Genomic DNA, 22,689 nt, shown 5'->3' with positions numbered 1-22,689 from the left:
ACATTCTCGATTAAAACTCGATCCTATAGGGATGCTATATGCTCACTTATCCAGAATTTGATCCAGTAGCCTTTACGGTTTTTGAATCGCTTACTGTTTTTGGTAATACGTTTGGTCCATTGCAGGTGCATTGGTATGGATTGATGTATTTATTTGGTTTTGCTGCTTGCTGGGCCTTGGGGATGTACCGTTCGCGCAAACCGCATTACGTTGTGCACGCCCGTCAAATGGATGATCTTCTGTTTTACGTGGCTATGGGGGTGGTACTGGGCGCTCGCGTTGGTTATGTCATTTTTTACCAGTTTTCTGAATTTATGGCGGACCCAGCGATGATTTTCCGCGTTTGGGATGGCGGCATGTCGTTCCATGGCGGCTTGCTGGGGGTGATCACAGCCACCTTGATGTATTGCCGTAAAGTGAATCAAAACTTTTTCGATGTTATCGACTTCTTCGCGCCTTTTGTGCCAATCGCGCTAGGCCTTGGCCGTTTGGGTAACTTTATTGGTGGAGAGCTTTATGGCCGGGCAACCGATTTGCCTTGGGCTATGGTCTTCCCCAAAGACCCAGAGCAACTGGCTCGGCACCCATCACAGCTTTATCAGATGTTTTTTGAGGGCGCGGTGTTGTTTGCTATTTTGTTTTGGTTCTCAAGAAAGCCTCGTCCGCGCGCGGCTGTCAGTGCGCTCTTTGTACTTTTATACGGCTGCGTACGTTTTGGTGTGGAGTTTGTTCGCCAGCCCGATGCGCATATTACTTTTTTACTGTTTGGCTGGATGACGCGAGGCCAAATACTGTGCATCCCGATGTTGTTGATTGGTGGTGGCGTGTTTATTTGGGCGATGAAGCGACAAAAGTACGGTCCAGGCAAAGAATTAGATAGCGAGCAAGCCTCGGCAGAGAAGGGTTAAGTCATGCAGCAGTATTTAGAGCTAATGCGCCATGTGCGTGATACTGGCGTTGTAAAGTCGGATAGAACCGGTACTGGGACGAAAAGCGTATTTGGCTACCAAATGCGTTTTGACTTGGCTAAAGGTTTCCCGTTGGTAACGACTAAGAAGTGTCATTTAAGGTCGATTATTCATGAATTACTGTGGTTTTTACGCGGCGATACCAATATTGCCTACCTGAAAGAAAATGGCGTGCGAATTTGGGATGAGTGGGCAGATGAGTCTGGCAACTTGGGGCCGGTTTATGGTGCCCAGTGGCGCAGCTGGCCTACGATTGATGGTGGTGCGATAGATCAAATTGCACAGGTCATAGAGCAAATAAAAACAAAGCCTGACTCAAGGCGTTTAATTGTATCCGCTTGGAACCCGACTTTTTTACCGGACGAGGGCCAAAAGCCGAGCGAGAATGCAGCTGAAGGCAAGATGGCCTTGCCGCCTTGCCATACGCTGTTTCAGTTCTATGTACTAGATGGCAAGTTATCGTGCCAGCTGTACCAACGCAGTGCGGATATTCTATTGGGCGTACCTTTTAATATCGCCTCTTACGCTTTGTTAACAATGATGGTAGCGCAGGTAACAAACTTGGTTGTTGGTGATTTTGTCCACACATTCGGTGATGCGCACTTGTATTTAAATCATCTAGAGCAAGTGGATTTACAGTTAAGTCGGGAACCTTTTGCCTTGCCTAACATGAAAATAAATCCCGATGTGCGTGATATTTTTGCTTTTAAGTTTGAAGATTTTGAGCTTCAAAATTACGAGTGCCACCCTGCTATATCTGCCCCTATTGCGGTGTAAAAAAGAGAGACTGTATGGTTCCTATTGCATTGATGGTGGCGATGGCTAGCAATCGCTGCATTGGCCAGAATAATGCCTTACCTTGGCATTTACCTGAAGACTTAAAACACTTTAAAAAGACCACTACGGCTAAGCCCATTATTATGGGGCGAAAAACATTTGAATCCATTGGTCGGCCGCTGCCTGGGCGTAAAAATATTGTCGTAACACGTAGCAACAGTTGGGGTGCTGAGGGCGTTGCGGTGGCAACAGATTTAAACGCTGCTATCGAAATTGCTCAAGATGCCGCTAGCACTATGGCGGCACAAGAGATTGTTTGCATTGGCGGCGCACAAATTTATCAAGCAATGCTGCCTCTTGTATCGCGTATGTATTTAACGCGTGTTGATGCTGTACTTGAGGGCGATGCTTTTTTTCCGCCCTATAACGAAAACGATTGGATGTGTACTTCTAAAACGAAATATAAATCTGATGAACGTAATCCGTATGACTATACTTTCGAATGCTGGGATAAAAAATAAGTTGTCAGTGCGTGCATTGCGGCGGTTTTGGATATTTAAACTTCTGGGTTGTTACCAAAGTGTTACCCTTGGCTTTTAAAGTGTTACGAAAGGTTAACCTATTGCTTGTGCAGGCGAGACAAGCCATAAACCCGTTGAATAAAGCTCTTACCTCCTTTTAAAATGCCCGACGCTTAGTTGTTGCCAAGTCGACTTCACGATTTTCAGCTCAGTGGAAATTTGCCTGTCTTGTTCTTAAAAAGTAAGCAGGCGAACTCTGTAGCAACATTTCAAATCATGCATGCGCCCGATTGGGGGGAATATGAAAAAGCAGCGAATGAAAGCTGTGGCCCTGTCCACAGTGATTTCAGCCGGAGCGCTTCTGGCTGGCGCCGCACAGGCAGATCAAACCTTAAATAGTATTTTGTCAGTAGGACAATCAAAAGTTGATGCCGCTCGTGCATCACAAGTCCGCATTAACAAATTACAAGATCAAACCAGCGACCTGATTGTTCAGTTTAAGCAAGAGAACAAACAAATTGAGGGTTTACGTGTTTATAACAAGCAAATGGAAAAGCAACTCGAAGCGCAGCGTGCTGCACTTGCCGAGTTAGACGACGCCATTGCCAACGTTACTGTGATTCAGCGCGAAGTACCGCCGCTGATTATTCGCATGCTAGATGCGATGGAGCAGTTTGTTGAGCTAGACGCACCCTACAAAAAAGAATTACGTCTAGAACGCATCGCGAAGCAGCGTGCGAATTTAGATAGCGCAAAAATCACTGTTGCTGAGAAATTCCGCCAAGTGGTTGAGCTTTACAACATTGAAGCTGAATACGCGCGTAAAGTGGATAGCTACCCCGATAGTGTGACCATTGAAGGTCAAGAGCTCGACGGCACTATCTTAGCGATTGGTCGCGTTTCCTTGATGTTCCAAACAGCTGACCGTTCGGTGACTGCTGCATGGGACCGTGGTTTGAATAAGTGGGTTACATTATCTGCTGATGAGTATGCCGGCACCGTATACAACGGTATTCGCATGGCTCAGAAGAAAGCATCTAACGGTATCCTTGCCTTGCCTGTTCATGCTCCGGAGGCTGCACAATGAAATCGCTTTACAAACACATAGTGGCCGCTGTGGCCGGTGGTGCTTTTTGTGCAATGAGCACTGTGTCTTTTGCTCAAGACGACAAAGCCACCTCGCTTGATCAACTTTTGCAAATGATGAAAAACAGCAAGGTAGCTGAGACGCGTGAGCACAAGCAGCGCGAATCAGAATTCTTGTCGCAAAAGAACAATCGCTCAAACTTACTAGCGCAAGCTAAAGCAACCCGCGTTGCTGAAGAAAAGCGTTCAGCTGAATTAGAAGCGAAATATGCAGAACAAGACCTCGATATTAAAGCTAAGCGTGAGCAGCTTGATGAGAGCTTGGGTGCGCTTAAAGAGCTTTTCGGTCACTTAAGTTCTGCTGCAGACGATTACCGCGCCGGTTTGGGTAACTCGTTGGTGAGCGTTCAATTCCCCGGTCGCGAGCAGTTTGCGCTTGATTTGATCGAGAAGATGAACAGCGAAACCAAATTGCCAACAGTTGCTGAAATCGAGAAGCTTTTCTACGAAATTCAGTTCGAAACGGTACAAGCGGGTAAAGTTGTTAAATTCACAACAACCGTAGCTGACGCTGGCGGTGCCGCTGGCCAACGCGAAGTTGTACGAATTGGTAACTATGGTGTTTTGTCTAACGGAGAGTACCTATTCTTCGAAAAAGGCGGCATTACCGTTCCTCCTCGTCAGCCTAGTGAATTAGCCGACCCTGTTGCTGTTCAGTCTGCAAGTGGTGGTTTAGTCGCTGCATCTGTAGACCCTACTTTGCCTTTAGGTGGTCAAATCATGCAAATCATGATCGACCGTCCTGACCTTAAGCAGCGTATTGAGCAAGGCGGATTAGTTGGTAAGATCATCCTATTTGGTCTTGGCGGCATTGGCTTTTTGTTAAGTATCTGGAAGCTCATTTCTTTAACCTTAACTGGCGCTAAAGTTAGCGGGCAGCTGAAGGCTAAGAAAGCGAAGACGAATAACCCATTGGGTCGTGTTCTGAAGATTGCTGAAGATAACCCAGGTATCGATGGCGAGTCTCTAGAGCTTAAACTTGAAGAAGCTGTGCTTAAAGAGCGTCCTAGCATTGAAAGCGGCTTAAACATGGTGAAGATTATCTCCATGGTTGCACCGTTGATGGGACTGTTGGGTACTGTTGTAGGTATGATTCAAACCTTCCAGGCTATTACTGATTTTGGTGCTGGCGATCCTAAGCTAATGGCTGGCGGTATTTCTGGTGCCTTGGTAACAACGGTATTAGGCCTTGTGGTTGCAATTCCTACGGTATTCTTCCACACCATTTTGAGTGGTAAAGCTAAGCGCATCATTCATACCCTCGAAGAGCAAAGTGCTGGCTTAATCGCTGAAAAATCAGAGCGCTAAGAGGACGCCATAATGAATGACGTAATAGCAGCATTATCTACCGTCGAGACATTCGTTGATTCGGGTGGTCCAATCTTGATGGTAATTGCGGCAGTTACTTGTGTCATGTGGACGTTAATCTTTGAGCGTTTATGGTTTTACAAAGCGACGCTTCGTAATACTGTAAACGGTACCGTTAAGCGCTGGGATGCGCGGGCCGAGAGAAAATCTTGGAACGCGCATCAAATCCGTATCGCGATGATTTCGCGTGTAACTGAGCAAATTCGACTCAACCTTGATGTTATTGGCACTTTGGTTGCGTTGTGTCCTTTGTTCGGTTTGTTAGGTACGGTAGTGGGTATGATCGAAGTATTTAATGTTCTTGCGACCTCCGGCGGTGCGGATGCTAAATCCATGGCCGGCGGGGTAAAACAAGCAACTATTCCCACTATGGCTGGTATGGTGGCGGCGATTTCTGGTGTATTTGGCAGTACCATTGTTAACCAAATAGCCAACCGCGAAAGCCAGCTGCTTGAAGATCACATGACAATGGATCATTGATCCCGACTGTATTGATCTGAGCCCTGATAGCGGCCGAGGTAACTCGGCCGGTTTAGTAGGCCGATATAAAAGAGAGTAGCCATGAGCAGACAAAATTCCGCTACCGATGAAGAAGCCGGCGCAATTGACTTAACGCCAATGCTCGACGTGGTTTTTATCATGTTGATCTTCTTTATCGTGACGGCAACCTTTATCAAAGAACCGGGTGTTGAAGTAGAGCGCCCAGATGCCACAACATCCGATTACAAGAATTCAAAAATCCTTATTGCCGTCGATAACGACGATAAAATCTGGATCGATAAGAATGAAATTGATGAGGCTTTGGTAAAAGATCAGATCGAATTATTGATTGCTGAAAACCCCAAGAGCCCTGTTGTGATTCAAGCTGATAGTAAATCAACTATTAAAATGCTCAACATCGTGGCGCAAAAGGCCCGCGAAGTCGGCGTGGCTGATATCTCTATAGCAACTAATAAGCAATAAGGACTAAGCCCATGAGTATGGTGAGATTCATATTTTCAGGTGCGTTAGCGGCGGTAGTTACTGCTGCGCTAGTCCTGTTGATGCACGTATTGATTCAAACAAATATCAAAGCGCCTGGTGAAGTAAAAAAGTATAAGGTGCCTGATATTGTGATGCCTGAGCGCGAAATCACAACGGAATACGATACCAGTAAGCCTGAGCGTCCTGATGAAGTTGACGAGCCGCCACCCGAAATGCCAGAAATGGAATTCGACGCGCCAGAAACTTCTAACGAAGGGATCAGTATTAATGGGCCGAAAATTGATAAGCCTAAAGTTGCAGGCCCTGGTGGTTTTGGCGGTGATGGCGAGATGATTCCAATTACTAAAATTGCTGCGCAATATCCGTCTCGTGCTTTGAGCCGAGGTAAAGAGGGTTATTGTACGATTGAATATACCGTGACAGAAATTGGTACTACGGCGGACCACGTTGCTGTTGATTGCCCTGAAAGTATATTCGTGCGTTCATCTATCAAGGCGGCTAGCAAATTTAAATATAAGCCACGCGTTGTAGACGGTAAGGCAATCCGAGTGCCCGGTGTCCAAAACCGTTTCATTTTTGAAATGCAAAAGTAGGGCTAGGTAATTAGGTGAATACTATGCGTTTGAAAAAAAATTTAACCCGCTCGTTATTGTGCAGCACATTGTCTGCTGCATTATTGACCGGCGGTATGACCGTTGTGTCGTCTGTGAGTTTTGCGGAGTCTTTCCCCGGTTGTGGGACTGAGCCTGTAAAGCCTCGTCGTTTACCGGCATTGGGTCAAAAGCTGTTTAAAAAGCTTGCACCTGTGGATGAAATGATTAGTCCAGAGGAAGATCCCAAAACTGGGGTTACACCGGAACCAAACTTCAAAGAAGGCTGGAATCGCTTACAGAAGATTGTAAATCGTTGTGACGACTGTAACCCGTACGAACAAGCTCAATTATATAATCGTGCGGCTTACGTTAATTACTCGTTAGAAAATGTAAAAGGTGCTATCTCTTATTACGAAAAGGTTGCAGCCTTATCACCAGGCATTCCACTGTCGCTTGAGCAGCAAAGCTTGTTTACGACTGCGCAATTAAAGGCTTCGCTCGAAGACTATAAAGGCGCTATGGCGACGTTTAAAAAGTGGGAAAAAACCTGCCCTACCGTTGTGCCTACAGACTATTACTACATGCTGGCGCAAATTTATTATCAAATGGGCGATAAGAAGTCAGCATTAAGCTTTGCTAATAAAGCGGTAAAAAATGTTGAGGCTAAAGGGCAGACTCCAAAAGAAACTTGGTATCGCTTACAAATGGCGCTTTATGTAGATAAAGAAGATTTTAAAACAGCAACAACTGTCGCTGAAAAAATTGCCGTTAATTACCCTAAGCCTAAAAACATCTCTCAGTTGGCAGGCCTTTACGGCTTGACAGGAAAAGAGAAAGAGCAGCGCGGTTTACTGGATGCTTTAAATGTTTTAGGTGCGCTTGAGAAAGAGTCGCAGGTTCGAAACTTAGCATCTTTGTATCAATCTGGGGAAGCTCCTTACCTTGCGGCCAAAGTGCTTAAAACGCATTTGAAAAAAGGCACTTTGCCACGAAATGCTAAAAATCTAGAGTACTTAGGTGCTGCGCTTCGTCAATCGCAAGAGATTAAAGAGTCTATTCCTGTGATGGAGGAGGCTGCTAAAAAGGCTTCTGATGGCAAGTTATACGCTCAATTATCAGCGATTTATCTTGATGCGGAAGAGTACAAAAAGTCTATAGCTGCAGCTAACCAAGCTCTCAAAAAGGGTAAGCTTAAATATCCTGGCGAGCCACACTTTTACAAAGGCAACGCCGAGATGCAGCTTAAGCGCTTTGGTTCAGCCATTGAAAGCTTGAGGAAAGCGCGTAAAGATGAGCGCTTTGGTAAGTATGCTAGTGATCTATTGCGTTATGTAGAGTCTGAGAAAGCACGCGAAGATGGTTTGAAAAAAGCCGCTCGCGAAGCTGAAGAAGAAGCCCAGGCGCTAGATGTGCTCCCTGAAGATGCCGCTTAGTCTATAAAGTATTAAACAAAAACCCAGTAGTTATCTGCTGGGTTTTTTTTTGCATACTATAAAGCTACCGCAGGGCAAGCTAGAGCTTCTTTGATTGGGCTCGTCTGCTAGGTTGCAAGAGCGTGTGAGATGACGGTAACTTTTGAAGGAATGTATAGGGCTGTCGATAAACACTAACAAAAGCATAGCTACTGGGGATATGTGAAATTATGTCGAGGTACTCTAAGTGCCAGCTTCAATATCCAAAATTTGCCATTTGTAGCCAAGCTCTATTAATTGGGCCATATTCTGAACGTTGGCTTTTTTGAAAAGGTTCTCTCGGTGCTTTTCTGCCGTGCGCGGAGATATGCTGAGCTGCTCGGCAATTTGTTTGGTGTTGGCACCTTGTACGAGTAAACGAAATAGCTGAAACTCGCGCTCGGTAAAATGGGACTGCTCGGGAGGTAGTTTATCTTTGATATGCTGCGATATCGCACGCTGCCCATTACTCACCAAGCTTAAGGCGTCTGATAGCTCTTCGGGTGTGATCTCTTTGTGTAGCACGCCGTCGGCTTTGCTCTGTACGAGTTGGTTTAGCACTATGCCAGATTGCGTACCGGTTAAATAAATTAGCTTTAAACTAGGGGTTCTCTGCTTGAGGCGCTGCCCAATGGCAAGCGCATCACCATTGGGCATATGGTAATCCATTAAAACGATATCTGGTTTTAACGCATCCACGTCGGCTTTGACTGAGCTTAGCGAATCGCAGGCTTTTACAACTTGGCAATTCAATGAGTGCTCCAAAAGCATGGATAACGAGCTGCGAAATAGAGCGTGGTCGTCAACTAGCAATATGCGTGTTAAGTAAGTTTTCGTCATCGCTTCTGCTCACTGAATAAGATGTGGTTACAATACTGCATTCTATAGGCAACTGTTATGTTATGGCATATATGAAATCGACATTGCAATGTTGTTTCTTGCTGGCACTGTGCGGCTTGTGCCCGTTGATATCTTGGGCGCAGGTATGGCCGGAAAACGCGATTAATCTAGTGGCCAATAGCGATGGCCGGCCTGTGGTTGCGGACGTTAAGTATTGGCCGGATCCTGATGGGCTTAACCCTGAGCAAGTTATTGAGCGGGGGCGCTTTCGAACGGTGGGTAGTGATAAGTTTTCGTTTTATGCAAAAAAACATTGGTATTCACTGCGCCTTTCAAACCCAAGTGATTCTGCGGTGCATTATTTCTTGGCGACCGGCTTGCCTAGTACTCCCTTATTAAAAGCCTATTGGGTTGATGGTGGCACGGTTGTTGAGCATTTTTCCTCGTTGGCTAGCGACCCATTTGCGGCTCGCCCCTTGGTGTACCCTCTATTATTTATTCCTGTTAAATTACCGGCTTATAGCTCAAAAAAGTTACTCATTGAACATCAAAGTTTAGCGAACTACCCGTTGGCCCTTAGGGTGGTGAGTGCTGAAGTTCTGCAGGAAAAGATGTCCTTTTTTACTCTAGTTCGGGGTATTGTTTTTGGGGCGCTATTTGTATTTTTTATCTTGTTTGTTGCTCAAGCGTGCTCTACACCCAGTTCGGCATTGATTTATTATTGTTGCTATATTGCAGGCCTTATTTTGTTGGTCGGTCAAGTCTTTGGTTATAACTTTACTTATCTGTGGCCTACTTCTGGTAACTTTAATCAGCTATTTACACCGTTAATTACAGGTATTACGTACAGTTTTTATTACCTGTTTAGCGCGCATCTATTCAATTTGCGTGAACAATTTAATACTTTGTATCGTGTGACAATTTTGTTAGCGGTTTTGGCATTTTTACTTGCCGTAGCGAATGTGGCGCTGGATGTTTTTTGGTTGCTAGCTGCGCTTGCGTTGCTGGGGTTGCCGGTACCTATTGTTATTGCCGTGTGGGCGCGTCGCAAACAATTGACGTCGGCAAATCTTTTTTTGGCCGGCTCCATTTTACACTGCAGTTTGAGCTATTTATTAGCGCTAGAGTGTTTAGGTGTTCACTTGGGCTATAGCTATTATTTGTTTAGCCTTTTAAGTGCAGGGCAAATCCTGGATCTCGGCTTGTTTTCAACCGCGTTATTACGGCAGGCAAGTCACTTACGAAAGGCACTGTATGACCAGCTAGAACAGCGTGTCAGTGATGCAGAAACACTAGCGTCAGCAGAAAAAGAGCGCGCTATGATGTTGGCTAGTAGGCAGGCAGAAGCGCTGAGTTTGGCCACTGCGACACACGATCTAAACCAACCGCTAGCGGCTATTCGCTTTGCTTTAGCGCTTGTCGATGATCAAAAAAATACCGGTGCAAAAGAGCATATAGTTAAAACTCTTAATTACACCGAAGAACTGCTAAAAAGCATGACTAAGCACGGCAAGGATGACTATGAGCATGCTCGCCAACAAGTGGCAGCGCAGCAGGTTTTTGTCCAGGTGCAAAAGCGTCAAAGCGAGCTATTTAAGCAAAAGGGGTTGGCGTTTCGCATTCATATGGGCGTTGCAGAGTTTGAGTGTATGCCCGTAATCTTGCAGCGTATTGTCGATAATTTACTTGTCAATGCGGCGCGTTATACCAGCCGTGGTGGTGTGTTGCTGAGCGTTAGGCGCAGGGCTGGCGCCGTTCTTGTACAGGTTTGGGATACCGGGAGCGGGATGACGCCTGCGCAGGTCGAGCGCTTTAAGCAGCCTTTCACACAAGAGAACTCGCAGTCGTTACAGGGCTTTGGATTAGGGCTTTTTATTGTAAAAACCTTGGCAGAGAAGGCCGGCTATAGTTTAAGTATTCGTTCTGAGTTGGGGCGGGGCAGTTGTGTTAGCGTACTGCTGCCGCAGCATGCAGCAAAAAGTTCCCACTTATAGTCATTGAGAATAAATAGTAGAGTTGCTTCACATTTTCGCTGTGTGACCTATCACAGCTTTGGGAGTGTTTTTCGAGGTTTGTAGAGAGTTTGATGCGCAGCAACTTTTTGACGCTTTCTTTTCGATAGCATAAGGTCATTGATTGATGAGGTGCTTTATGTTTAATCGCGGTGTTTTGGTGAGTTCAGGAAAATTGCTTTTTTTAGCTGGCTGGGGCCTTGCTTTAGGTGCTTGTATGAACGATGCAAATGCACAAGAGCTAGCATTAGCCGTGATTGATTTTATGTAATACGAAAAACTATTCTTTCACGTGCGAAAGTACTTTTGCGGTGCTGGCCATCAAAAGGTAATTTACAGACGTGGAATGTTGATAATGACGACCAAAAAGGAGGCTTTATGCCTCCTTTTTGCCTTTTTTGGCTAGCAATTGTTCACCGCTCCGTCATAGTCTATTAAACCCCAAACCCAACTTTACTTATTTTGATTTAGCTTCACTTCGCAAGGTGGTGCCCTAGCTGAGGAACGACTACCTTAAAGGTTTGATCGACTTATCACGTTACAGGCTTGGTGTATGGCTTTAGTGTCCCCATCACGTATTCGTACAGCGGCAATTGTTCTAACTGTTGCGGCAATGGCGTTACATTATGTTTTGCCGCCTAAACATATCGTTATTCACCCCGCTAACGATAATGCAATGACGATATACAGTGATGCACAGTGGGGGGGCGAATCGTCGGTTGAGTGGTTGGATGAGGAGCGCACGCGCTGGCTTTGTAGTCTTAAGCGTAGCCCTGCGCACCCTGTTTGCGGTTTGTCGGTGCATTGGAACGATACGCAGCGCAAATTCATCAATGCATACGGTTTTTCCAACGTTAAAGTGAAGCTTCGCTATAAGGGGCCTGGCAATACGTTGCGCCTTTATATGCGCAATTTTGACGGTCAGCACGGCCTTAAAGAAGATCGTGATACGCACAAATTCATGTATGTGAACATTCCAACCAATGACTTTGGCGATTTTTCGGCGCCCTATACAACTGAAGTTGCGCTATCGGAGTTTCAAGTTGCCGATTGGTGGCGTGATGAATATAAGGTTGATAGGAATAATGCTAAGCCACAATTTGATCATATTACTTCCTTTGGCGTGGATTTTCCGTTTCCCCAAGTTATGGGAGAGCACACCTTAGAGCTTGAACGTGTAGAGCTTATCGGTGTGTGGATAAAAGCAGAAGCCTTATACCTTGGTATTATTCTAGCGTGGTTAAGCGTTCTATTTACTGAAACAACGTGGCGAATGTACCGTTGGCGTAAAGTAGCGAAAGAAAACCTACGGCAAGTAAAAGATCTAACAAACTATGCGCAGCAGCTCCAAGAAAAGTCTGAAAAATACCGTGAGCTTTCGCATATCGATAGCTTAACGGAGGTGTATAACCGCTATGGTTTTATGCAAACGTTAAAAAGCCTATTTGGTAAAGGCGCACTTAATGGTTGTTTATTAATTATTGATATTGACCATTTTAAACGGGTTAACGATGAGTTTGGCCACGTTACAGGGGATAAAGTATTAAGGGAGGTTGCTAGTTTATTTGCAAAGAATATTCGTAAAGGTGATATTTTTGCACGCTGGGGCGGTGAAGAGTTTGTCTTGCTTGTGACAAGTTATAACCTAGAGCAGGCAAAGTCCTTGGCGCAAAAGCTGCGTTTGCTAGTGCAAAATCACGATTTTAATTCGGACGCCGCTGTAGCAATAACGGTGAGCATTGGGCTAACTTCGTTCAGTAAAATCGATTCTTTAAATAGTGCTTTTATTCGTGCCGACGAGGCCCTGTACTCTGCTAAGACGCAAGGGCGTAATCAAGTTGTGGCTTATTGAATATTGAATGGCGGCTCAATAGGCGGTTTCTGCTTTTTCTTTTTTTTATCTTTATTCGCCCTTGCTTCCATTGCTAAGTCGTGTGCGCGATTGCTTTCTTCGTGGCGAGATAAAATGGCTTGCTTTTGTGCATCAGAGGGATGAAGATTTTTGGGGAGTTCCGAGCCGCAGTACATGCAGCGTGTCGACAGACTTTGCAAAACATTTTGTTGGCAGTTTGGGCATTGAGGTTTTGTATCGCTCATAAGTTAATCCCTGAATTCTTCTAGTCTATTAGTCGTGTTCTACCGACAAAAGAATGCAACGGCTCAGTCTTTTCGTTACGGTAAATGAATTATAAGACTTTTTTAAAGGGATAATCTAGGGCTGCGACGAGCAGTAAAAATTAGGGCATAGAATACCGGTACTGGGTACTGGCGCGTGTTAATGTCGGGAGTGCAACACAATGGCGCCGTTTTCATCCCGCTCTACCCGTGTGATACCCGGGTATTTTGCTTCTAACTCGCGCAGCTGCGCGCGATGCCGAGTCATGCTGCCGCTACTTACTCGGGCTTGGTCCGCTAGGCGCTGGGTTTCGCACTGCTGCTCGGCATGGCTGAGTGCTTTTTTGACCAGCAAGCGAAAATCTTCGTTAACCCAAGGTTTGCATACGAATTGATAGATGTGGGCTTGGTTTATAGCCTCTAGGAGTGTGGAGCTATCGCTAAAACCACTGAGTATAATGCCCACACATTGCGGCTGTGCCTCGTTAATTTGTGTGAGTAGTTCAACGCCGTTCATGCAGGGCATGCGCTGGTCGGTAATGACTAAATCGTAAGCTTGATGGCGAGCGCTTTTAAGGGCTTCTTGCGGTGATTGAAAGCAAGTAATCATGTATTCATCAAAAGCCAAGCAGCGCTCAGCAGATTTAAGAATAGATTCTTCGTCATCCACTAACATTATCCGCCTAACGGGTTGACTGTCATAGCATTCGAGGCCGTTTGTTTGTTGCTCGAATTTGAAGCCAGATAAACTCATACATCATGCTCGTTAGCTAATTGGAAATAGGGTTATTGCTGGATTAACGAAAAATGGCTCCCGTTATGATTTAGTGCGCGTTAATGCGTGCGTTGTAAAAAACAATAACTGTCACAAACTATCAATTATTTGTCGGTAATCGTCAATATTATTAAAAGCTTCTTTTATACCGATGTTTTATTGAAAGTAATTCTTGCCTTCTAAATGGTACTTAAAATACCTTTATCGTGGCATTAATGGTTTTTTAAATCGTTTTCGATCTGGCTTTACACTTTGTTATATGAATAGTTCATGTAACATTTACTGACGTTATTCCTGCCTTCACGTACACTGCTTTTTCAGTAATGCTACCGATTTTATTTTACAGAATTTTTTGGTTAAGTATTTGCAGTGCTTATTCTGAATGATAATTCTATCTTGGGTAGCTGTAAGAGTTGCCCACTCTAATAGTGATAATGACAATGATGAATTCATTAAAGGATAAATTGCGTTGTAATTGCACCGCTTTAATTTCGTCTGCAATAGCAGCGTTTTTTTTGGTGTCGTGCGGTAGTGGTGGCGGTGATGATTCTCCTGCTGCAGTAGTAAGCTCTTCGCCTGCGACACTATCCTCTGTTGTGCCGGAATCTTCCTCGGTGACTTCAATGCTTAGTAGCTCTGCTGCTTTTTCTACTTCAAGTGATGTCGCTTCTAGCCTTGTGGCAAGTTCTTCTTCGGTATTATTTTCGTCATCGTCATCGTCATCGTCATCGTCAATGGTGTCATCTAGCGCTACATCGTCTTCGAGTATGCCTGCTGAAAATCTTGCCTTAGAGCAGTACCAAAATACGGTTGAAGGCCCTGTAGTACAAGCGCGCTGTGTTTTGTGCCATGTGAATGGCGGCGCTTCTGGCAATACGCGCTTGGTTTTTACGGCAGGTGATGGGCAAGCGGCAACGAATTATTCGGTTTTACAGAATTTTGTAGCGACCGTAGATGATGGCGATGCCTTGGTATTAAGTAAAACGCAAGGTGGTGCTTTGCATCAAGGTGGCGCTGTTTTTGGAACTACGACTACCGAGTTTATGGCGTTAGAATCTGTTTTACAGCTGCTGACCGGGAACTCCGAAAATAACACTAAAGTCGCTATGTTTGATCAGGTCGAAAATGCTCCGCCAGCCGATACGCTGCGCCGTGCGGCTTTAATTCTAGCTGGCCGTTTACCCACCGCTCAAGAACTGGCAGCCACACAAACAGAAACACAGCTAAAGGCTAGCTTGCGAGGGTTGATGGCTGGGGAGGGGTTTCATCAATTTTTAATACGCGGCGCCAACGACCGCTTATTAACTGATGCTTTTAATCAAGAATTAAACCTCGATGTGATCGAGCCCAATGCAAGCTTTTACCCTACCTTAGCGGCTAAATTTGTGACGGCCAATCAGCAAGGCGAGCGCGAAGATTTTTATGGCAATTATTATCGCCAGCTGCGTTACGGTGTTGCGCAAGCCCCCTTGGAGCTAATTGCTTATGTGGTAGAAAATGACAGGCCCTATACCGAAGTACTTACGGCCGATTACACTCTCGCTAATTCGGCGTTGGCGCAAGTGTATAACGCCGATTGGGATAACCTATTTACCGCCGATGATGACTTTTCCATTTTTAAGGTTGTGCAAAATCGCGGGCAGGTTTTACACGATGGCGAGTTTTCTTCAGAATTTATTGAGGGCGTCGGTTCTGTTATTGATAGTCATGGTGCTTTCGTCGAGTATCCGCACGCCGGTGTTTTGAATGAGCCAGCCTTTTTAAACCGCTACCCCACTACGGATACAAACCGCAATCGTGCCCGTGCCCGCTGGACGTTCTATCACTTTTTAGGGGTGGACATCGAAAAATCCGCCGCCCGCACCAACGACCCAGAAGCCCTTGCCGATACCAACAATCCAACCATGAATAATGCCAACTGCACGGTGTGCCATATTGCAATGGACCCAGTGGCAGGCGCTTTTCAAAATTACGGTGATGAAGGCCTGTACCGCAATAGTTGGGGCGGTTTAGATGCATTGCCGCGGGTTTACAAAGATGGCGATTTGTACGAGCGTGGTGATACTTGGTTTAGAGATGTACGCGCGCCTGGCTTTGGCGTGTTGGCTGCACCGAGTGATGGGGTATACAGCCGCGCTAATAGCCTGCAGTGGCTGGCGCAGCAAATCGTAGCGGATGAGCGTTTCGCCGAAGCGGCCATTAAGTTTTGGTGGCCAGCGGTGATGGCCGAGGAGTTAATCGAAGCGCCAGAAGCCCTAGAAGATGCCAACTACGCCGAGCAGTTAGCTGCTTTTGATGCGCAAAATACCTTTATTCAAACCCTAGCAGATGATTTTCGTGTGGGCATTAATGGCGGCGCGGCTTACAACCTAAAAGACATGCTAGTAGAAATGCTAATGAGCCCATGGTTCCGGGCGCAGCAAAGTACAGCACCGCTAGAGCAAAACCAGCGAGTAATGCTGGCTGGCGTTGGTACTGGCCGCTTGCTAACACCAGAAGAACTAGAGGCAAAAACATCGGCATTGCTAGGTTATGCTTGGGGTGAATCCGAGGCGCCTTGGCTGCTGGATAACCACTACACCCAGTTATTAGACCGCTATTTAATTTACTACGGCGGTATGGATTCGTTCGGTATTACCTCGCGCGCGCGCGAGTTAAATACCTTGATGTCTAACGTGGCGCTAACGCAAGCGGTTTCTGTAGCTTGCGGTGCTGTGGTGTTGGACTTTAATCGCACGCCGGCCCCGTCGTTGTTTTCCATGGTGGATCGTTACGTCACACCGGTAAGCCATGGTTCCGCTTTGGCGGCGGTAACGGGCACTGCTACAGCGGCCAGCAGTGAACATATGCTTAGCGTCGGTATTCCGGCTGGCGAGCAACGCTTGAATTTACGTTTTGCTAATCCGCATTGGGATGGTGATTTGCAAGAGGGTACCAATCTCATTATCACCAGTGTGCAAATCCGCAATAGCAGTGGGGCGGTGGTGCTAGATCTCGCTGGCGATGCACTGAGCGCCGTTGATGGCGTAATTTTTACCACCAACGATCAAGGCAATCCTACCGGTGGCCGGTTTTACGATAATGCCGCGGCAGCCTACACCGGCACCATTTTATGGAGTGGCGGTGTTTCAATACCCGTGGTACTCCCAGCGGATGATAATTACACCGTGAGCGTTGCTGCGTGGCGCCGCAATGTGCCGGGTTACCCCGTGAATATGGTGGTGTCTGTCGATGCGTTAGCGCCCTATAGCCAGAGTGCAGGCGAGCAATTACTGCGTGAGCAATTAGTGCGCTTGCACCAATTGTTCTTAGGTCAAGCATTAAGCACCGATAGTCTAGAAATCGAGGCAAGTTACCAATTGTTGGTCGATACTTGGCAGTGGCGACAGGCCAATATGCCAGAGCGCGCTTACGACTGGGAAACGGAGGGTTGTGATATTCCCATTCCCAATTGGTGGCAGCAGGATTGGACCAGCGAACTCGCCGATACGCGTTACATGCAGGGCACGTGGATATCGATGCTCATTTATTTCATGACCGATTACCACTATTTGCACGAGTAAGAGGAAGGACCATGGCTATTAAGCGTAGAGATTTTCTTGCGAGCATCAATAAAATTGCAGCAACTACAGCCCTAGGCAGCTTGCCAACTGGGCGCTTATTCGCCGCGCCAGAGGATTACAGCGGCCGGCTGTTTGTAACGGTACAAGCCGAAGGCGCGTGGGATGTTGCCAGCTTTTGCGACCCTAAAGCCAACCCCGCGGGCGAAGACATTATTAATACTTGGGCGCAAACGGCAGAAATTCAAAGTGCTGGTAACTTGCGCTATGCCCCGGTGGCAGGCAATGCAGCGTTTTTCGAAAAGCATTATCAAAAAATGTTGGTTATCAACGGGATCGACTCCCAAACTAATTCGCATTCAACAGGTGTATTGCACAACTGGAGTGGCCGCAATTCTGCGGGGTTTCCTTCGTTAACGGCTTTGTTTGCTGCAACCCATGCGCCGGCGTTGCCGTTATCTTATTTAAATTATGGTGGTTATGCCGAAACGGCCCGGTTAATTCGCTATACCCGTTTGAACGATGTGCGCGCATTGCTCAGTGTGCTTACGCCCAATGTGTTGCCATGGGACCGTGAGCAAACGTTTCAGCATCCAGACATGCTAGCGATGGTCAAAGAGCACCAGCAAGCGCGCTTAGAAAGGTTGCGTAGCAACCCTAACAACCTTCCGCGCACGCAATATGCAATGGATGTCTATTACAGCGCTCGCCAAAACGCCGGTGGGCTAGAAGACTTTGCGGCGGTTATTCCGCCGGATGACCAACTGCAAAGCAACCGTTTTATGCAGCAAATGCAAATCACCACCTTGGCGTTTAAGTCGGGTGTGGCTTGCAGTGCTGATGTTGTTTTGGGCGGCTTCGATACCCACGCCGATCACGACCGCGACCAAATGCCACTGCTTGCCGAGCTAACCGCCGGTATTGATTACCTTTGGGATTATGCCGAAGAACAAGGCATTGCCGATCGCTTAACGGTATTAATTGCCAGCGATTTTGCCCGCACACCTTGGTACAACAGTAGTGCCGGCAAAGACCATTGGTCAGTAGGCAGCGCAATAGTGATGGAAAAAAATGCCAGCTGGGGCAATCGTTTAGTAGCTGGCACCGACGAAATGCAACACGCTTTGAAGGTCGATACAGGCAGTTTGCAGGCAAGTGACAGCGGCAGTGTGATTTACCCTAAGCACATCCACCAAGCCATGCGCGATCATTTAGGCATTAGTAGCTCGGCAATAGACGATGCCTACCCACTAAGTGTCGCAGAGCGCTTTAACTTTTTTAGTTAAGCTCTATTGCTTGCCGCTGCTGAACTTACGTAAAGCTGGCAGTTGTCGCTAGAGGCAAAAGGCGATACCTTGCCGGCCTTATTGTGGGGCCGTGAAAGTTTATGAAAGCTGTTGTTATTCTGCAAAATATCGAAAAAAACACCAACTTGGGCCAGCTTATTCGAACCTGTAACGCCCTAGGCGTTGCAGATGTTTGCGTGGTTGGGCGCAAAAAGTATTCTTCTTACGGCAATCAAAATACCCACAGCACTACAAAAATACGTCATTTCTTTGATTTTCCTGCTGCCCATCACTTTTACAAAAGCAGCGGTTACAAGATTGCAGCTGTTGAAATTAGCGAGGCTTCGCAGTCGATAAATACAGTGCGCTTTTCATGTAATACTGCATTTATTTTAGGCAACGAGGGGCAGGGCATTCCGGTAGCGGTGTTGGCCCTTAGCGACTATTGTGTTTATATTCCGCAATACGGTAACGGCGCTTCGGTTAATGTTAACGTTGCTTGCGGGGTAGTGCTCAATACCTTTATGGCGCAAAGTGATAACACGCCCAACACAATAGAGCGCAATAAATTTTTGGCCAGTACTGTATAATTTGCCGCCTTGTTTCGGTGCTGTTTAGCAGCTACCGACTTTGTTACCCTTCAGAGATTTTTGCTGTGTCTTCTTTTGCGAGCCTTGCGCTTAAACCCGAGCTATTAAGTAATCTAGAAAGCTTAAACTACACCGAAATGACGCCCATTCAGGCGCAAAGCCTACCGGCAATATTAGCCGGCGACGATGTTATTGGTGAAGGTAAAACAGGCTCCGGTAAAACGGCGGCCTTTGGCCTTGGCATATTGCAACACTTAGAGGTAAAGCGCTTTCGCATTCAAACGCTAATACTGTGCCCCACGCGCGAGCTGGCCGAGCAAGTCGCTGCCGAGGTGCGCAAATTAGCCCGCGCTATTCACAATATTAAAGTGCTGTGTATTTGTGGCGGCATGCCGTTTGGGCCACAAATTGGCTCCTTAGAACATGGTGCGCATATTATTGTAGGCACGCCAGGGCGTATAGAAGAGCACCTGCGCAAAGGTTCGTTGGTTTTAAATAATGTGAAAAACATTGTGCTCGACGAAGCCGACCGCATGTTGGATATGGGGTTTCAAGAAACGCTAGATACCATATTGGGCTTTGCGCCAAAGCAGCGGCAAACATTACTGTTTAGCGCGACCTTCCCAAAAGAAATTGAAAGCATCGCCAAACGCGTGATGCGCTCGCCAACGCGTATTCGGGTAGAGTCCCAACACACTAGCGAAACAATCACACAGCACTTTTATAAAATCGACGAATTAGACGGCAATGGCGAGCAGCAGCGGCTGCAAGCGATACAGCGTTTACTGTGCGATGCCCGCCCTACAAGCGCGGTAATTTTTTGCAATACCAAGCGCGAAACACAAGCGGTCGCAGACGATTTAAATGCATTGGGTTTTAGTGCAACGGCATTGCACGGCGATTTAGAGCAGCGCGAGCGCGATCAAGCCTTAGTTCGTTTTTCGAATAAAAGTGTTTCTATTTTAGTGGCAACCGATGTTGCAGCGCGAGGGTTGGATATAGAAGCCCTAGATGCTGTTATTAATTACCAAATAGCACGCGATAGCGAAGTGCATACCCATCGCATTGGTCGCACGGGGCGGGCTGGGCAAAAAGGTGTTGCCAGCACACTGTTTAGCGGCAAAGAAAACTTCAAAATCGAGCGTTTAAAAGAAGCGCATAATTTAACGGTAGATATTCAACCGCTACCGCCGGCCAAAGTTTTGGCTGCCGGCACTTATAAGCCCGCAATGAAGACCTTGCAAATTGATGGTGGAAAAAAACAAAAAGTGCGCGCCGGTGATATTTTGGGTGCCCTAACAGGAAAAGACGGCATAGATGGCAAGCAAGTGGGGAAAATTCAAATTATGGATAATTGGGCATTTGTTGCGGTCAGTGCAAAAGTGGCAAAAGATGCATTGAGTAAAATTGCCAACGGTAAATTAAAGGGGCGAACATTTCGAGTGCGCTTATTATAGTTTTTACCTTTACGTTTATAAAAAAGGCCTGTTAAGAACAGGCCTTTTTTATGCATTAATTATTTCTTAAAAAACGTTTCATTTTACGAATTAAGCGGTGCTTATGTGTGTGGTGAATAAAGTGATCACCTTTGTGAATTTTTACATATTTTGCATTGGGTGTGCAGTCGTTATTAGGTAGGTTATAAGCATCTGCAGAGCCAAAACGGTCATTGTCGCCATAAAATACCAAAGCGGGTTGGTGAGCGGTTAAAGAAAAGGTAGGTGCTGGGTTACAGGTTGCCAAAGTTGTTAGTGGCCAATCGAGTGCTTTGTAGTGGTTGTAAATAGCATCAATGCTGGCGCCGTTGTCTTCTAACCAAGTGTCTTCTAGCAATAAACCGGTTGTCCAGTCGAGTGAAGACTTAGCCTTTTCGGTATAAACGTAGTGCTTAAAATGCTCTAGGTTGTTGGCCAATGTGCCTTCACGTGTCCAAGGTGCTACGCCTTCGCGTGCCTGTGGTATGTAAGCGTCGATTAATGCTTTTTGCTCTTCAGATTCATGATAAGCGCGGGCATACATCAATGGGTGAGGGTTAGCGATAACCACTAACTTTTCAACATTATTTGGGAAGGCAATCGCTGCCCGCCATGCTGTCGCGCCGCCCCAGTCGTGGCCTACAACAGTAAATGTTTCATAACCAAATGCGTTGGCTACGGCAAGTGCGTCGGTAGCTAAATTAGTGACTGTATAAGCTTCTACTTCTGTTGGGATGCTCGACGGTGCGTAACCGCGCGAGGTGTAAGCAACGGTGTAGTAATCGTCGCTAAAAGCTTCCATGTAATCTTTCCACACTTCGGCGCGTTCTGGTGCCCCGTGAATAAAAAGCATCAGCGGCTTTTTACCCTGCTTGCCTTGTGCAATGTAGTGTAGCGATTGGCCGTTTTCCAAGCCGACAAAGCCTTCTTCAAACTTAGCGGCGAAAGCTGATGTTGCCATAGCCATTGTGGCTATGGCGCCCATAATCCACGTATTAATCAATTTCATAGTCCTAGTGACTCCCATGTTTTTAAATTCCGGTAGGTTCTGCCCGTTTAGGCATTGCGAGTAATTTTTGGTATTAAGGACAATGCCAAAAACGGCCGGAAGTTAACACATTTAGTGGGTGTCTATAAGTGGCTAAAATCGGAAATAGTTGTAAGATTTTGGTATATTTTTTAGCGATTAGCACTAAAGGCTAGGGGGGTAAAAAAATAAGTAATAATAAGGTGAGCCTAAAACACCCTCCAGCAGACTAAAGTAGGAGGGTGTAATGAATGCATTGCTTGTGGCGTTTCGATTCTGGTATTTACTCAATCGGTTTAATGTTAAATACCCCAGTCCATAATATTTGACCATTGCCCCAATCTTCGGTGAAGGTTCCGCTGGTTAAGGTTTCAAAGGTGTATACAATTTCGTAAACATTGTTAAATGTAGTGTTAAACCCCGTATCGCGAATAACATTTAATGAAAGCTTTTCGGCCGTATAGGTGCCGACCGTATTGGGGGTATTAATTTGAGAGCCGTCGGTACTGAACATTGTGGCGGTATTATAAATGTGGGTGGCAATACCTTCGGTAGGGTACGAGCCTGCAGGCTGGTCAGATACGCTGGTTAAAAATTCGATATCAGCACTCAAGCCCTCAAGTGACGCCGGTGCAAAGCCGGTATAAGGCTCGGCGGTTACAATAAAGCTACCTTCGTAGGTAATTTCACTATCGTTATAATTCTGTACCCAAGTGCCAGTATTAGCTGTAATAAATGTGTATTGCGTAGTAACTACAACATTACTTTCGCCTAATAAGGTGATTTCGTCTTGCGCGGTATTTTCACTGTTAACACTGTAATGGTAGGTAGCTGCATAAGCTGGATTCCAAGGTAAGATGCCTTCGTTTACCAGGGTACCGTTATCGCCATAACGCACAACAAACATGCCAGATGTTGCATGAGAGCCTGTTTGCGCCAGTGACTGAACATCGTCGATTGTCAAATGCATCACCCTATCTGCAAGTGATTGTGGCATTACCTCTACGCCTGCCGAGGAGCTAGCAGCGCTACTTATCGCCTCGCTTGACGGGCTTGTCGAAGATGATGTTGCGGTGATATCGGCACTGCTCGATGACGTGGTACCGGTGCGTTCAGTATTATTACTATCGCTACCGCAGCCAGTTAATACAACGATTGATGGCGCTGCCAACAAGACGGACATTAATTTTTTACTAAACAT

22 protein-coding genes are annotated in these 22,689 nt (G+C 46.2%); 16 read left to right on the top strand and 6 right to left on the bottom strand.

Annotated elements, in window-relative coordinates:
• Positions 1-38 precede the first annotated feature (38 nt).
• From lgt to MARGE09_RS20380, 9 genes are all read left to right on the top strand, one after another.
• Positions 39-908 (top strand): prolipoprotein diacylglyceryl transferase, encoded by an 870-nt coding sequence (lgt, locus tag MARGE09_RS20420; protein ID WP_236984984.1) that lies wholly within the window; start codon positions 39-41, stop codon positions 906-908.
• 3 nt (positions 909-911) lie between these two features.
• The gene (locus tag MARGE09_RS20415; protein ID WP_236984982.1) at positions 912-1,745 is read left to right on the top strand and encodes a thymidylate synthase; all 834 of its coding nucleotides are present in this window, start codon (positions 912-914) and stop codon (positions 1,743-1,745) included.
• A 14-nt stretch (positions 1,746-1,759) separates the two neighbouring features.
• Entirely contained in the window at positions 1,760-2,266 is a 507-nt protein-coding gene (locus MARGE09_RS20410; RefSeq protein ID WP_236984981.1) for a dihydrofolate reductase, read from the top strand.
• 301 nt (positions 2,267-2,567) lie between these two features.
• Positions 2,568-3,353: a DUF3450 domain-containing protein gene (locus MARGE09_RS20405; protein WP_236984980.1), complete on the top strand. Its 786-nt coding sequence runs from the start codon at positions 2,568-2,570 to the stop codon at positions 3,351-3,353.
• The gene (locus tag MARGE09_RS20400) at positions 3,350-4,720 is read left to right on the top strand and encodes a MotA/TolQ/ExbB proton channel family protein (protein ID WP_236984978.1); all 1,371 of its coding nucleotides are present in this window, start codon (positions 3,350-3,352) and stop codon (positions 4,718-4,720) included. The genes MARGE09_RS20405 and MARGE09_RS20400 overlap by 4 nt, the downstream gene beginning before the upstream one ends.
• A 12-nt stretch (positions 4,721-4,732) precedes the next feature.
• Entirely contained in the window at positions 4,733-5,260 is a 528-nt protein-coding gene (locus MARGE09_RS20395; protein ID WP_236984977.1) for a MotA/TolQ/ExbB proton channel family protein, read from the top strand.
• An 81-nt stretch (positions 5,261-5,341) separates the two neighbouring features.
• Positions 5,342-5,743 (top strand): ExbD/TolR family protein, encoded by a 402-nt coding sequence (locus tag MARGE09_RS20390; RefSeq protein WP_236984976.1) that lies wholly within the window; start codon positions 5,342-5,344, stop codon positions 5,741-5,743.
• Positions 5,744-5,754: 11 nt separating this feature from the next.
• On the top strand, positions 5,755-6,357 hold the full coding sequence (locus MARGE09_RS20385) for an energy transducer TonB (protein WP_236984974.1): 603 nt from the start codon (positions 5,755-5,757) through the stop codon (positions 6,355-6,357).
• Between the two features lie 23 nt (positions 6,358-6,380).
• The gene (locus tag MARGE09_RS20380; RefSeq protein WP_236984973.1) at positions 6,381-7,790 is read left to right on the top strand and encodes a tetratricopeptide repeat protein; all 1,410 of its coding nucleotides are present in this window, start codon (positions 6,381-6,383) and stop codon (positions 7,788-7,790) included.
• 222 nt (positions 7,791-8,012) lie between these two features.
• Here the strand turns inward: MARGE09_RS20380 and MARGE09_RS20375 are convergent, their stop codons facing one another.
• Positions 8,013-8,648, bottom strand: coding sequence for a response regulator transcription factor (locus MARGE09_RS20375; RefSeq protein WP_236984972.1), 636 nt, complete (start codon positions 8,646-8,648; stop codon positions 8,013-8,015).
• Between the two features lie 71 nt (positions 8,649-8,719).
• Between MARGE09_RS20375 and MARGE09_RS20370 the strand changes: the two genes are divergently transcribed.
• The 3 genes from MARGE09_RS20370 to MARGE09_RS20365 all read left to right on the top strand — a co-directional run bounded on the left by MARGE09_RS20370 (position 8,720) and on the right by MARGE09_RS20365 (position 12,512).
• Positions 8,720-10,642 carry a sensor histidine kinase gene (locus tag MARGE09_RS20370; RefSeq protein WP_236984971.1) on the top strand — a complete coding sequence of 641 codons (1,923 nt, stop codon included), beginning with the start codon at positions 8,720-8,722 and terminating at the stop codon, positions 10,640-10,642.
• Between the two features lie 157 nt (positions 10,643-10,799).
• A complete protein-coding gene (locus MARGE09_RS21600) occupies positions 10,800-10,931 on the top strand; it encodes a hypothetical protein (RefSeq protein WP_255711763.1) in 132 nt (43 codons plus the stop codon).
• Between the two features lie 282 nt (positions 10,932-11,213).
• The gene (locus MARGE09_RS20365; protein WP_236984970.1) at positions 11,214-12,512 is read left to right on the top strand and encodes a GGDEF domain-containing protein; all 1,299 of its coding nucleotides are present in this window, start codon (positions 11,214-11,216) and stop codon (positions 12,510-12,512) included.
• Here the strand turns inward: MARGE09_RS20365 and MARGE09_RS20360 are convergent.
• From MARGE09_RS20360 to MARGE09_RS20350, 3 genes are all read right to left on the bottom strand, one after another.
• Complete coding sequence (locus MARGE09_RS20360) at positions 12,506-12,757, bottom strand: hypothetical protein (protein WP_236984969.1); 252 nt, start codon at positions 12,755-12,757, stop codon at positions 12,506-12,508. The two genes, MARGE09_RS20365 and MARGE09_RS20360, sit on opposite strands and share 7 nt — an antisense overlap.
• 178 nt (positions 12,758-12,935) lie before the next feature.
• On the bottom strand, positions 12,936-13,529 hold the full coding sequence (locus MARGE09_RS20355; RefSeq protein ID WP_236984968.1) for a response regulator: 594 nt from the start codon (positions 13,527-13,529) through the stop codon (positions 12,936-12,938).
• A gap of 412 nt (positions 13,530-13,941) precedes the next feature.
• A complete protein-coding gene (locus MARGE09_RS20350) occupies positions 13,942-14,424 on the bottom strand; it encodes a hypothetical protein (RefSeq protein WP_236984967.1) in 483 nt (160 codons plus the stop codon).
• Here MARGE09_RS20350 and MARGE09_RS20345 point away from each other — a divergent pair.
• The 4 genes from MARGE09_RS20345 to dbpA all read left to right on the top strand — a co-directional run bounded on the left by MARGE09_RS20345 (position 14,402) and on the right by dbpA (position 20,443).
• The gene (locus MARGE09_RS20345; protein ID WP_236987425.1) at positions 14,402-17,113 is read left to right on the top strand and encodes a DUF1588 domain-containing protein; all 2,712 of its coding nucleotides are present in this window, start codon (positions 14,402-14,404) and stop codon (positions 17,111-17,113) included. The two genes, MARGE09_RS20350 and MARGE09_RS20345, sit on opposite strands and share 23 nt — an antisense overlap.
• A gap of 11 nt (positions 17,114-17,124) precedes the next feature.
• Complete coding sequence (locus MARGE09_RS20340; protein ID WP_236984966.1) at positions 17,125-18,396, top strand: DUF1501 domain-containing protein; 1,272 nt, start codon at positions 17,125-17,127, stop codon at positions 18,394-18,396.
• A gap of 101 nt (positions 18,397-18,497) precedes the next feature.
• The gene (locus MARGE09_RS20335) at positions 18,498-18,986 is read left to right on the top strand and encodes a TrmH family RNA methyltransferase (protein ID WP_236984965.1); all 489 of its coding nucleotides are present in this window, start codon (positions 18,498-18,500) and stop codon (positions 18,984-18,986) included.
• 56 nt (positions 18,987-19,042) lie between these two features.
• Positions 19,043-20,443 carry an ATP-dependent RNA helicase DbpA gene (gene dbpA / locus MARGE09_RS20330; protein ID WP_236987424.1) on the top strand — a complete coding sequence of 467 codons (1,401 nt, stop codon included), beginning with the start codon at positions 19,043-19,045 and terminating at the stop codon, positions 20,441-20,443.
• Positions 20,444-20,498: 55 nt separating this feature from the next.
• Here dbpA and MARGE09_RS20325 read toward each other — a convergent pair whose 3' ends face one another.
• Together MARGE09_RS20325 and MARGE09_RS20320 are read right to left on the bottom strand one after the other, a co-directional pair.
• A complete protein-coding gene (locus MARGE09_RS20325; protein ID WP_236984964.1) occupies positions 20,499-21,470 on the bottom strand; it encodes an alpha/beta fold hydrolase in 972 nt (323 codons plus the stop codon).
• 301 nt (positions 21,471-21,771) lie between these two features.
• Positions 21,772-22,689: a hypothetical protein gene (locus MARGE09_RS20320; RefSeq protein WP_236984963.1), complete on the bottom strand. Its 918-nt coding sequence runs from the start codon at positions 22,687-22,689 to the stop codon at positions 21,772-21,774.

This window comes from Marinagarivorans cellulosilyticus, from assembly GCF_021655555.1.
GTDB lineage: Bacteria > Pseudomonadota > Gammaproteobacteria > Pseudomonadales > Cellvibrionaceae > Marinagarivorans > Marinagarivorans cellulosilyticus.
Note: the sequence above shows the minus strand (reverse complement) of the source record. Positions and strands in the feature narration are given on the sequence as shown.